Genomic DNA, 13,480 nt, shown 5'->3' with positions numbered 1-13,480 from the left:
CATAATAATTAGGTAAAACTATTAAAACCAGTGTTAAATAGTGTGTCTTTCTCATAATAATTGATGTAAAATTATATTAATAGTAAGTTCCTCGTTATATTTACGACTTAATTTTAAGACATAACTAACATTTTATTAACAATGAAGAAAAAATACACTTTATCTTTTCTATTTTTAGCACTATTCCTTTTTGCTCAAAATGGGTTTTCTCAAACTGAGCTTTCCAAAAATGAATATGGCACTCTTATTCAAAATTGGTTAGAAAAAAACAAGGGTGATTATAATTTAACCCAAAACGATATTTCAGATTTACAAGTGAGCAATGCTTTCTTTTCTAAGAAAACAAAAATCAATCATGTTTACGTAAATCAAGCTTTTCAAGGTATTCCAGTTTTTAATGCTATCTCTAGTGTGTCTATAAAAGACAAAAGCGTGTTTTATTATGCAAACGCATTTCAATCTAACATTGCTGCAAAGATAAACACAATGACCCCTACAGTTTCTGCTCAAGAAGCAATTGTTTCGGCTGCTGCTGAATATAATTTAGGTGCTCTTGGAAATGTTAACGCCATAAACGCTTCTAATAACCAATATACTTTTTCTAAGGGAGATATTTCAGGAAGCGATATCCCTGTGAAATTAGTTTATCAAACGACTATTGAAGGAGACTTAAAACTAGCTTGGGATTTAAGCATTGAAGCTTTAAATGGTCAAAATTGGTATAGCGTACGTGTTGATGCTACGAATGGAGACATTCTTAATATGAACGATTGGGTAATCTCTTGTAACTTTGGAGAATTCGGTCATACAGACCACACAGGACATTCTAAAACTAGCAACGCTTTTAGTTTATTTAAAACTGAAGCGTCAATAGCAGCAGATGGTTCTCAATACAACGTATTTGCGTTACCTACTGAAAGCCCAAGTCACGGTGCTATACAATTAATTACAGATCCGGCAGATCTTGATGCTTCTCCTTACGGATGGCACGATACCGATGGCGTTGATGGCTCTGAATATACAATTACAAGAGGTAATAATGTTTGGGCACAAGAAGACGTCAATGGAAACAATGCTTTTGGTGCATCTCCAGATGGAGGGCTAGCATTAGATTTTAACTTCCCTTTTAACCCTAACCAAGAACCTTTAGGATATCAAGATGTTTCCACGACAAACTTATTTTATATCAATAATGCGATGCATGATATTTGGTTTAAATATGGTTTTGATGAAGGTAGTGGTAACTTTCAACAAAATAATTATAGTAATACAGGCTTTGATAACGATCTCGTTATTGCACAGTCTCAAGATGGTTCTGGTTTAAATAACGCAAATTTCGCGACACCTGCAGATGGACAAAGTCCGAGAATGCAAATGTATTTATGGGCAGCTGGCACCTTAAGTACGCCATTAACAATTAATAGTGGTGGCACGTTAATTGGCGATGTATTGGCTGCTATTCCTTCTACAGGTAATAGTGGTGGTGCTACTGGTAACATTACTGGACCTTCTGCTACCCCTGTTACTGCAGATTTAGCTTTAGTAAACGATGGTAGTGCAGCACCTACAGAAGGATGTGCCCCTTTAACTAATGCTAGTGCGGTTGCAGGCAAAATTGCAGTTATCTTTAGAGGAGACTGTCCATTTACGCAAAAAATTCAAAATGCTCAAGATGCGGGTGCGGTAGGCGTTATTATGGTAAACCATAACAACCCAGATAACGAACCTAATTATCAAGAATATATAGTTATGTTTGGCTCGACAAACCCTCCTTTTACTATTCCTTCAATATCTGTTAATTATAACGATGGTATACAATTAATTAATGCCCTACAAAATGGCGCTGTTATTAATGGCACCATCGTAGAGAGTCCTAATTATCAGAAAGACGGAAGTTTAGATAATAGTATTGTAGCGCACGAATATGGCCACGGTATTTCTACTAGACTTACAGGTGGATCATTTAATTCTGGGTGTTTATCTAACAGTGAGCAAATGGGTGAAGGATGGTCTGACTGGTTCGCTTTAATGGTTACAATGAAATCAACAGATACTCCAGAAATGGGTAGAGGTATTGCGACTTATTCTAATAGTCAAGGTGTAAATGGTCCTGGAATTAGACCAGCAAAATACAGTACGGACTTAGGCATCAATAATTATACTTACGAAGCAACCAACGATGATACTGTTTTAGGAACCGATGGGAACGGCAATCAAGTTCATTGGAATGATGTTGTTCACAACATAGGCTTTTTATGGGGTACAATGTTATGGGATTTAACGTGGAAATATGTTGAAAAATATGGTTTTGATCCTGATATGTATAACGGAACTGGCGGTAACAATAAAGTAATGCAATTAGTGATAGACGGTTTAAAATTACAGCCTTGTGGTGTTGGTTTTGTACAAGGTAGAGACGCCTTATTGGCTGCAGATAGTGCTATGGGAGGTGAAGACCAATGTTTAATTTGGGACGTTTTTGCTGCTAGAGGATTAGGTGTTAACGCCTCTCAAGGTTCTGCTGATAGTATTAATGATCAAATTTCAGACTTTACTACGCCACCGGATACAGATCCTACTTTAGTAAATTGTACCACGTTAAGCGTCGATGGATTTACTGCAGAAAGCGCATTCTCTATCTACCCTAACCCGGCAGATAATGTAGTGTACATTAAAACTAAAAAGAATTTAGGAGATGTAACTATTAACTTAATAGATATTAACGGAAGAGTTGTATTGTCTAAAAAAGCGGCGTTAATTAACGAAGCGGAATTGAACATTAGCACTTTACAATCTGGAATGTACATTCTTAACATTACAGGAAACAACGTTAACATTAACAACAAGATTATTAAGAACTAATAATCGCGTTTAGATTTTATAAAAGGCAGCTAATTTCTTAGCTGCCTTTTTTTATTTTTATTCTTATGGAAAACCCTTTTAACCCCACCTATTTTATGAAAAAAGCATTGGCTGAAGCTGAAGCTGCTTTCGAAAAAGGTGAAATACCAGTTGGCGCTGTAATAGTTATAGACGATAAAATAATTGCGCGCACTCATAATCTTACCGAACTACTTAACGATGTAACGGCTCACGCCGAGATGCAAGCCATTACGGCAGCATCGCATTTTCTAGGTGGAAAGTATTTACACAATTGTACGCTATACGTAACGTTAGAACCTTGCCAAATGTGTGCTGGTGCTTTATATTGGAGTCAGATAGCAACTATTATTTACGGCGCGAGTGATGCCCAACGCGGTTGCATTAATTTGAATACCAAACTACATCCTAAAACTAAAATTGAAGGTGGTCTTTTAGCTGAGGAAGCGTCTGCATTAATGAAACGTTTTTTTATCGAGAAGAGAAATCTTAATTAAAAGGTCTGCATTAGCGATTGATGCGGCATCCTTTTTTACTTTTTCGTAAAAAAGATAGAGCGGAAAGCGTGGCTTTTTTTCTAAAAAAAAGAATGCCCTAATTATTATTTACGACGTTCTTTATCGCGCATTTTATCTAAATTCTCTTTAGTTATCATGTATTCTTTAATATCTCTTCCTTTCCATCGGTGATAAGAGAATAGCGGAATGAATACGAAAAACAACCCTAATACGCCGCCGCCTATAAGTTTTTCTCCATAACTTACGTCTAGATTGTATCCTAGAATAATACTGGTTACACAGACGATAAAAACGATTAGGAGTATATATTTCATAATATTATTTAGTGTAATTTATTAATTGACGTCTGTAAGCCGTTAACAGCTTAGATTTCGAGATAAAACCGATGTACACATTGTTTTGAACAACGGGAAGATTCCAAGCGCCACTGTCTTGAAATTTCTTCATAATGCTTGTCATTTTATCGGTGGTAAAGTTAATAATCTCTGGTGGTTTCTGCATTACTTCGCTGGCTAAAACATCGTTATAAAGCGTCTGATCGAACATTATAGAACGGATATCGTCTAGCAGAATGACGCCTCTAAGCTCTTTTGTTTCTTCGTCGACTACCGGAAATATATTTCTATTTGATTTTACTACCGCCTGATGTACAATCTCACCAAGTGTCATTTTGGTCGTTATAGTTACAAAATTGGTTTCGATAACTTTATCAATTTCCATTAAGGTAAGCACGGCGTGATCTTTATCATGCGTGATTAATTCGCCTTTTCTACCCAGTTCCATCGCATACACAGAATGTGGTGCAAATATTTTTGTAATACCGAAAGAAATAGCAGCGGTAAGCATTAAGGGTACAAACAACTCGTATCCGCTAGTAAGTTCGGCAATTAAAAATATTGCTGTTAATGGAGCATGCAATACTCCGGCCAGTAACCCGGCCATTCCTACCAGTGTAAAATTACTTTCGGAGATTGGCGCGTTAAGGAGACCGCAGTTGTTCGCTATTTTAGCCACACAATTCCCCATTATACCACCCATAAATAGCGTTGGAGCAAAAATACCTCCAACACCACCTGCACCAAAGGTTAACGCACTAGCAATGACTTTAAATATCACTAAACCAAGAAGCAGCGTTATAACAATCCAGACGTTAGACAAGTCTAAATTAAAGAAATTATTAACCATCGCCTTTTCCGGGTTCCCTGCTATTAAATTATTTAAGACATCGAAACCCTCACCATAGAGCGGAGGAATAAAATAAATTAAAATACCAATAGAAATACCACCGATAAGAAAACGCTTGACGGGTGAAGCTATGCCATCAAAAAAGTTTTGAATCCGGTCGTAGACTTCGGTAAAATAAATAGAGACAAAAGCGGAACAAATTCCTAAAATGATATAGAATGGAATATCGCTTAGCGTAAACCCTTCTTCTATTTTAAAGGGTAATAAAATATCGTCACCAAAAAAGAAATAGGACGTAAAAATCCCCGAAAGCGATGCTAGCAGTAGCGGCAACATAGAGACTATTGTTAAATCCAAACTAAACACCTCTACCGCAAAAATAATGGCGGCAACGGGCGCTTTAAATATGGAAGACAACGCGCCTGCAGCGGCACAACCTATTAAGAGTGTTTTCGTTTTCTGATTCATTCTAAACATTCTCGAAATGTTAGAACTTATAGCGGCTCCCGTCGCCACTGTTGGTCCCTCTAACCCTACAGACCCCCCAAAACCAACGGTTATAGGAGCTGTTAAAATAGACCCCAACATTTGGTACCGTTTCATAATACCTTTACGCTTGGAAATAGCGTATAACGTCGAGGGGATACCATGGCTCACCTTGTGCCTAATAACATATTTCATTATTAGGTACACTAAGGCAAACCCAATTATTGGAAACACAAAATAAAACGCATTATGTAAATAATTAAGTAAATTATTCTCTAATAAATGCTGAATAAAATGCGTTAAATTTTTTAATACAACGGCCCCTACTCCAGACGTAAAACCGACTAGAATACTTAAAATGTAAACAAATTGCTTATGCGAAATATGCTTTGCTCTCCAAATTAATATTTTTTTAAATATGGGATGTTTTCCTTGCATTATATTGCTATACTATTTAAAGGCATAGATTGTATTATGGGTACAATATAAAATTATCAAAGAATCCTGCAACTGGCAGGATTCTTATCCTTTTCTATTTCAGATCTAATTTTAAACTTAGTTCTTTGAGCTGTTTTTCGTCTATTGCAGCAGGAGCATCGATCATAACATCGCGACCTGAATTATTTTTAGGAAACGCAATAAAGTCTCTAATCGTTTCTTGCCCGCCTAATATAGCGACCAATCTGTCTAATCCAAAAGCTAAACCTCCGTGTGGTGGTGCGCCATATTCGAAAGCATCCATTAAAAAGCCGAACTGAGCTTTCGCTTCTTCTTTAGAGAATCCTAAATGTTTAAGCATAATACCCTGTATTTCTTTATCGTGAATACGAATAGAACCGCCGCCTATTTCATTACCATTTAATACTAAATCGTAAGCATTGGCTTTAACGTCACCCGGATTTGAATCTAATAATTCTATTTGCCCCGGTTTTGGTGAGGTAAACGGATGGTGCATAGCGTGGTAACGCCCCGTTTCTTCATCTAATTCTAATAACGGAAAATCCATTACCCAAAGCGGAGCAAATTCGTTAGGCTTACGTAACCCTAAACGCTCTGCCAATTCCATTCTTAACGCACTTAATTGTGCTCTTACTTTATTTTTATCTCCCGAAAGGATACAAATTAAATCACCCGCTTTTGCACCAGTAACTTGTGCCCATTGTACTAAATCGTCTTGGTCGTAAAACTTATCTACGGAGGATTTAAAGCTTCCATCGTCATTACAACGCGAATACACCATTCCTAAAGCTCCTACTTGCGGACGCTTCACCCAGTCGATTAATTTATCGATTTCTTTTCTTGTATACGTATTTCCGCCAGGAACAGCAATACCAACTACTAGTTCTGCCGCATTAAATACGCCAAACTCTTTATGTTGGGCTACTGCGTTTAATTCGCCAAACTCCATTCCGAAACGAATGTCTGGTTTATCATTTCCGTATAAACGCATCGCGTCGTCGTAAAGCATTCTCGGAAATTTATCTACAGTAACACCATTTACTTCTTTAAGTAAGTGTCGTGTTAATCCTTCAAAAACATTTAAAATATCTTCTTGATCTACAAACGCCATTTCACAATCAATTTGTGTAAATTCTGGCTGTCTGTCGGCACGTAAATCTTCATCTCTAAAGCATTTTACAATCTGAAAATACTTATCCATTCCCCCTACCATAAGTAGTTGCTTAAAGGTTTGTGGCGATTGTGGCAAAGCATAAAACTGGCCCTCGTTCATGCGACTAGGTACCACAAAATCTCGTGCGCCTTCCGGTGTAGATTTAATTAAGTACGGTGTTTCAACTTCTATAAAACCTTCATTAGATAAGAAGTTTCTAACCTGCTGTGTCACTTTATGTCTAAAAATCAAGTTGTTTTTTACGGGATTTCTACGTATATCTAAATAGCGATATTTCATACGTAAATCTTCACCACCGTCGGTTTTATCTTCAATAGTAAACGGAGGTAAAAGTGATTCGTTTAAAACTGTTAATTCTGATACTAACAATTCGATATCACCAGTCGGCATGTTCGGGTTTTTTGAAGCGCGCTCAATCACCTTTCCTTTGACTTGTATAACAAACTCTCGACCCAATTTCTGGGCGCGATCCATCATTTCTTTTGGCGTACGCTCTTCATCGAAAACGAGTTGAGTAATACCATAACGGTCGCGCAAATCGACCCAAATAATAAATCCTTTATCTCTAGATTTTTGTACCCAACCAGAAAGGGTAACTTCTGTATTTATATGCGATGCATTTAATTCGCCGCAAGTATGACTTCTGTACATAGTATGATTTTATAACTGCAAATTTAATATTTATTATTTGATGAGATACAAAAAGCCTGTGATTATAATAGTCACAGGCTTTTTACTTTTTTATTTAAATTTTACTCTTCTACAACAACGACATCTTCTGTTTTGTCAGACATTTTTTCTCTCAACCACATTTTAAATTTCATTATTAAGAAAAATAAAACCGGTACCAGTATTAAGGTTAAGAAGGTTGCTATTAACAATCCGTAAATAACGGTCCATGCTAAAGGCCCCCAAAACACTACGTTATCACCTCCCATATAAATGTTCGGATCGAAATCTGAAAACAAGGTGAAGAAGTTAATATTTAACCCAATCGCCAATGGCACTAAACCTAAAATGGTTGTAATAGCCGTAAGTAAAACGGGTCTTAAACGCGCTTTACCAGCTTTAACTATACTTTCGTAAAGATCGTTATGCTCTAAATACTCGTGTTTTTCTAAATCGAGTTCGTGCTTTTTTCTATCTATTAGTAACTGCGCGTAATCTAAAAGCACCACACCATTATTAACTACAATACCAGCTAGAGAGATAATCCCTACCATTGTCATCATAATAACGAAAGCACTTCCAGAGATAACAATACCTCCAAAGACACCTATTAAACTCAAGAAAATAGCCATCATAATAATTGCTGGTTTAGATATTGAGTTGAATTGAAAAATTAAAATAAAGAAAATAAGCCCTAACCCTACAAACAGCGCTTTCATTAAAAAGGCCATTTGTTTGTTTTGTTCTTCAATTTGACCTGTATAATCTACCTTTATGTTTCCTGGCAAGCCTTTGTAGCTTTTCATTTCATTCTGAACTTGAGCAACAATTGCTCCCGCATCGGTAAAACCGGGCGATAAGGCCGAGTACACTGTAACTACACGTTTAACATCTTTGTGTTTAATGGCACTAAACCCAGAGTTGTTTTTATGTTTAGACACGGCAGAGAGTGGAATGTTTTTAATTTGTCCCGTATTATCTCTAAAGGTTAAATTTTGATTAAACAAAGCACTCGTATTATAACGATTCTCTTCGTTAAAACGGATATAAATATCGTAATCCTCACCATCTTCTTTGTAAATACCGGCTTTGGCACCAAATATAGAATTACGCAATTGTTGACCAACCTGCGAAGCACTTACCCCTAATTCACCTGCTTTCTCTCTATCTATTTCTACAAGCATTGTTGGCTTGTCTTTATTCACATCAATTTTAAGTTCGTCAATTCCAGGAATATTCTTGGAATTAATAAATTCTCGCATTTTTTCGGCTGTGGCAATTAACTCGTCGTAATCGTCTCCTTCTATTTCTATGTTAATCGGTGAGCCTGCTGGCGGTCCATTGGCATCTTTCTCTACAGAAATTAAAACCCCAGGATAAATGCCGACTAACGCTTCTTGCACTTTTTGACGCAGCAGTTCACTGTCTTCACCACGGCGGTATTTAAATTCTCGCATCGATGCCGTTATCTTACCTTTATGCGGCATTTCGGCTGCTGATCCTCCATCGGTTCGCGGATTCCCTGCACCTTCTCCCACTTGAGACACCGCACTTTCGACTAAGAAATTATAACCATCATCTACATATTGATCGCTATTTAAAACAGAATATACGCGCTGTTCGATTTCTTTGGTTATCGCATTTGTTTTTTCAATGGCTGTACCTTGTGGATACTCGATGTATACAATAATTTGATTTGGTTTATTATCGGGGAAAAACTCCACCTTCGTGCGCTGTGTTGCTAAAGAAATACCGAAGACAACAAACGATACTATTAATAAAGCAAAAGTACCGATACTTAAAAAGTAAGGACGTTTTCCAGACAATGCGCCGCGTAATTGGCGCTCGTACCAGTTCTCCAAACGCACTAACGTTTTAGTTTGAAAACTATTTGCCCATTTACGAAGTAATAAGCGATACACCCAAAGCATAATAGCGGTAAACACCATTAACACACCCAAAGCACTATAATCACCGCCAAAAATAATGACTAATAGACCTATAGCCGCCATAATTACTGTAATACGGATAATTTTGTTTAGTGGCATATCTTTATCTTCGATACTCATAAAATTAGAGACCAATACCGAGTTGAAAAAGATTGCAACAAATAATGAAGACCCTAAAACAACCGATAGCGTAATAGGAAGAATCATCATAAATTGCCCCATAATTCCAGGCCATAATCCTAACGGAATAAATGCGGCAACCGTTGTCGCCGTAGAGATAATTATTGGGAAAGCTATTTCAGCAATTCCTTTTTTCGCTGCTTCTACACGCCCCATACCTTCTTCATCCATTAAACGGTACACGTTTTCTACTACCACAATACCATTATCCACCAGCATTCCTAGGCCCATAATAAGACCAAACAATACCATTGTGTTTAAACTCTGTCCCAATGCTTCTAGTATCATTAAAGACATAAACATAGACATTGGTATGGCAAAACCAACAAAAATCGCATTTTTAAATCCTAAAAAGAACATTAAAACCGTGACTACTAAAATAACACCAAAAATAATATTGTTTACCAAATCGTCTACTGCGGCGATAGTTACTGAAGATTGATCGTTGGTAATTGTAACTTCTAAATCTTGTGGAAACACATCGCTTTTAGCGTGTTTAACAATCTCTTGAATTTTCTCGGCAGCATCCACCATATTTTTACCTGCTCGCTTTTTTACGTCGAGCATCACTACAGGTTTACCAAATTCTCGAGCAAACGTGGTACTTTCTTCCTCCTTAAAACGAACCTCAGCCACATCCTTTAAGTAAATAGCTTTTCCTTTTTCAGCTTTTACGACGAAGTTTTCTAATTCAGAAGGGGTTTCTATTTCTCCTAATATCCTAATCGTACGACGCTGTCCGCTGGCTTTTAAATTTCCTGCAGACATCGTTACGTTACCACCATTAATAGCGTTTATAATATCTGTAAAGCTAACTTCGGCCGCCATCATTTTATAGATATCTACAGCAACTTCCACCTCTTTTTCCTGAGCACCACGAATATCTGCTTTCTTAATTTCTGAAAGATCTTCGATATCATCCTGCAGATACTCTGCAAATTCCTTTAATCTTTCGATGGTATAATCTCCAGAGATATTAATGTTAAGAATCGGCATTTCTTCCGATAAGCTCAACTCAAAAACATCGGGCTCTACTTTAGCCCCATTAAATGTTGGCCAATCTTCTCCAGCGGTTTCAGAATCTATTTCATCTTTTACCTTCTGCTTTGCTTGTTCTACTGTAATATGCGCGTCGAACTCGATAATTACCATAGAATAATCTTCCTGCGACGTCGATGTGATTTCTACAAGATTACTAACAGTTCTTAGCTTGTCTTCTAACGGATCGGTAATTAATTTCTCTATATCTTCGGCTGTGTTTCCTGGATAAATAGAACTAATATAGATTTTGGTTTCGTTAACCTCTGGAAAACTTTCTCGCGCCATGCTAAAGAAGGCCGTAATTCCTAAGTAGAAAATAACAGCAATAAGTACATAAATAGTTGTCTTATTGTTTATGGCCCATGAGGATAACCCAAACTCTTTTTCGATTTGCTTTTTCTTTTTGGCCATTATTTTATGGTTTCAACGGTTAAAACTTTAACGATTTGTCCTTCTTTTACACTACGCGCTCCTTCTTGAATAATTTCTTCACCATCTTTAATACCGCTTAGCACTTCGATAACATCGCCTTGTGTTTTTCCTGTCTTGATAATAACCCGTTTTGCAACGCCTTCGCCAGCATCGTTTTTATCTTCTACCACATACAGATACTGTTCTCCATCTGCGTTTTCAGAAATAATACTTAAGGGTACAAGCAATGCCTTTTCGTTAGTATAGTCGTTAATTTTAAGACGAGCTGTTAAGTTTGGTTTTACTGTTTTCTCTTTATTTGGGATTGTAATTTTAACTTTAAACGTACGGTTTGTAGGATCTATAAAATTGGCTGCTTGCTCTACTGTCGTTTCTAAGGTTTTTCCTAAAACAGGAAAAGCAACTTCTACTTTATTCCCTTCCACAATGGTAGAGATATAGCGTTCGGGCACATCCGTTTCAATGTACATATCGTTTAAGTTAACAATACGAATTAATTGCGATTGCCCCGCAGAGACAACACTTCCTTGCTCGGTGATTATATTATCTATAGTTCCAGAAAACGGCGCTCTAACCATCGTTTTTGCAATTTGTTTCTGTAATTGATTCATCGATTCTTGCTGACCATCGTAGCTAGATTTTGCTTGTAGAAATTGTATTTCACTCCCAATTTGTTGATCCCAAAGTCTCTTTTGTCTCTCGAAGGTTGTTTTTGCTAAATCGGACTGGATTTTTAGTTGTGCCAATTGCTGACTTAACCCGCCATCGTCAATTTTCGCTAAGAGTTGTCCTTTTTTTACTTTTTCGCCCTCTTTTACGTACACATTAGTTAAAATACCGTTGTACTCGGGGGTAATAACGATTAGATTTTTAGTCGATACATTTCCTTGAATTTCTAAAATGTGATTAAACACTTCTTCTTTGGCTTTAAAGGTTGTTATAAGTGGCACATTTTTAACGGTATCTATTCTTGAAATCGCTTGATCTAATAGTTTTATTTTATCGTCAATCGTTTTCTGCTCTTCCACTAAACTAGTACGTTTTCCTCTAATTTTTTCTAAATTATTGCTATCTAAAACGCTTTCCACCGAGTTTTTTTTAGCGTCACCACAAGAGGACAAAAGAACTAAGACAATTAATAAAGGGTATATAATTTTCATTGTTATGATTTTTTAATGGGATATTGATTAGTTAGTTGGTCTGTTTAGCACCGTTTCTAATTCGGCTTTATTATTAATAACGTTAAGCATTGCTTGCAAAAACTCTTGTTGGGCAGCGTACAATTGCGTTTGTGCTTGACGCAATTCGAAACTAGACCCGACACCTTCAAAAAACTTAATTTGGTTTTTCGCCTCAATACGTTCTGATAAGTTTAAATTTTCTTTTTTGTTGCTATATTCTTCAATCGCCAATTGGTAATCACTTTTTGCAGCCGCTATTTCTAAACGTAATTGCTGTTCGGTTTCTACTAAATTAGATTCTGATTTTTCTAAATTAATACGGGCGCGTTGTGTTGAAGCACTACGCATTCCAGAACTAAAAACAGGAATACTTAGAGTCGCACCAAATGCGGCTGTCCCCACCCAAGTCTGGTTACGTGTCGTAAATTGAAACGCCTCGTTATTACCAATATAAGCGCCATTCAAAAAGGCGTTTAACGTTGGTAACGCTTTACTACGTTCTAAATCCACCAAAAGTTCTTTAGACACTTTATCGTTCACAGCAATTTTATAATCTATATTATCACTTACTGTTTCTGAGGCTTCTAAAAGCTCTAAATCCATATTCTGAGCCGTTAAAGATTCTAAATCGTCGGTTAAATCAAGAGGGGTCTTTACATCCAATCCTAAAGTAATATTTAACATTTGGTAGGCAATTAGATTAAGACGTTGCGTATTATTTAGCTGACTTTTAACACCTGAAAGTGTTATTTTAAGTTGCTCTACGCTTTCTTCTTCTTCTAGTCCATTTTCGAAAATTTTGGTTGTTTCATCCACATTTTTCTGTAGAATAGCAATATTACTATTTATAATAGCTAAACTTTCTTCAGACAGTAAAACGTTTCCATAGGCATTAACAACGGCTTCACGAATTTGTAAATCGGTTTTTTCTTTGGCATTTCTAGAAATTTCCAGAAAGACTTTTGCCGCTTGTAAACCTACTATATAAGACCCATCAAAAATTTTCTGATTTAATACTGCTCCAACCGTCATCGATTGTTTTGCACCAAAATCAACATTTCCGTCACCATCAAAATCGATACCTTCAAACTGTTGTTTTATATTATTTTGGTAGTCGATATTACCACTTAATTGTGGCAATCCAGACGCAATAGTTTCCCACTTTTGTTGTTTTGCAACGTCCACGTCGCGCTCTGCATTTAATACCGCCCTGTTATTGACTAGAGCAAAATTTATTGCTTCCTGCAAAGTAAAACGTTGTACATTCTCTTGAGAAAACAAGCTTACAGTAAACAAGAAAAATAAAAAGGTTATTTTGTTTTTCAT

General features: G+C 36.7%; 8 protein-coding genes. 2 read left to right on the top strand and 6 right to left on the bottom strand.

What is annotated here, in order from left to right:
- Positions 1-141 precede the first annotated feature (141 nt).
- Positions 142-2,862, top strand: a complete 2,721-nt coding sequence (locus ES676_RS06475) for a T9SS-dependent M36 family metallopeptidase (RefSeq protein ID WP_148369513.1) — start codon at positions 142-144, stop codon at positions 2,860-2,862.
- Positions 2,863-2,927: 65 nt separating this feature from the next.
- On the top strand, positions 2,928-3,377 hold the full coding sequence (locus ES676_RS06470) for a nucleoside deaminase (RefSeq protein WP_148369512.1): 450 nt from the start codon (positions 2,928-2,930) through the stop codon (positions 3,375-3,377).
- A gap of 104 nt (positions 3,378-3,481) precedes the next feature.
- Here the strand turns inward: ES676_RS06470 and ES676_RS06465 are convergent, their stop codons facing one another.
- From ES676_RS06465 to ES676_RS06440, 6 genes are all read right to left on the bottom strand, one after another.
- Positions 3,482-3,712 carry a hypothetical protein gene (locus ES676_RS06465; RefSeq protein WP_148369511.1) on the bottom strand — a complete coding sequence of 77 codons (231 nt, stop codon included), beginning with the start codon at positions 3,710-3,712 and terminating at the stop codon, positions 3,482-3,484.
- Positions 3,713-3,716: 4 nt separating this feature from the next.
- Positions 3,717-5,507 (bottom strand): chloride channel protein, encoded by a 1,791-nt coding sequence (locus ES676_RS06460; protein WP_148369510.1) that lies wholly within the window; start codon positions 5,505-5,507, stop codon positions 3,717-3,719.
- 94 nt (positions 5,508-5,601) lie between these two features.
- Positions 5,602-7,353, bottom strand: a complete 1,752-nt coding sequence (gene aspS, locus ES676_RS06455) for an aspartate--tRNA ligase (protein ID WP_148369509.1) — start codon at positions 7,351-7,353, stop codon at positions 5,602-5,604.
- Positions 7,354-7,454: 101 nt separating this feature from the next.
- On the bottom strand, positions 7,455-10,952 hold the full coding sequence (locus ES676_RS06450) for an efflux RND transporter permease subunit (RefSeq protein ID WP_148369508.1): 3,498 nt from the start codon (positions 10,950-10,952) through the stop codon (positions 7,455-7,457).
- The gene (locus ES676_RS06445; protein WP_148369507.1) at positions 10,952-12,133 is read right to left on the bottom strand and encodes an efflux RND transporter periplasmic adaptor subunit; all 1,182 of its coding nucleotides are present in this window, start codon (positions 12,131-12,133) and stop codon (positions 10,952-10,954) included. The genes ES676_RS06450 and ES676_RS06445 overlap by 1 nt, the downstream gene beginning before the upstream one ends.
- Positions 12,134-12,160: 27 nt before the next feature.
- Positions 12,161-13,480, bottom strand: a complete 1,320-nt coding sequence (locus ES676_RS06440; RefSeq protein WP_148369506.1) for a TolC family protein — start codon at positions 13,478-13,480, stop codon at positions 12,161-12,163.

The sequence above is a fragment of the Bizionia saleffrena genome (genome assembly GCF_008086175.1).
GTDB classification, from domain to species: domain Bacteria; phylum Bacteroidota; class Bacteroidia; order Flavobacteriales; family Flavobacteriaceae; genus Bizionia; species Bizionia saleffrena.
Note: the sequence above shows the minus strand (reverse complement) of the source record. Positions and strands in the feature narration are given on the sequence as shown.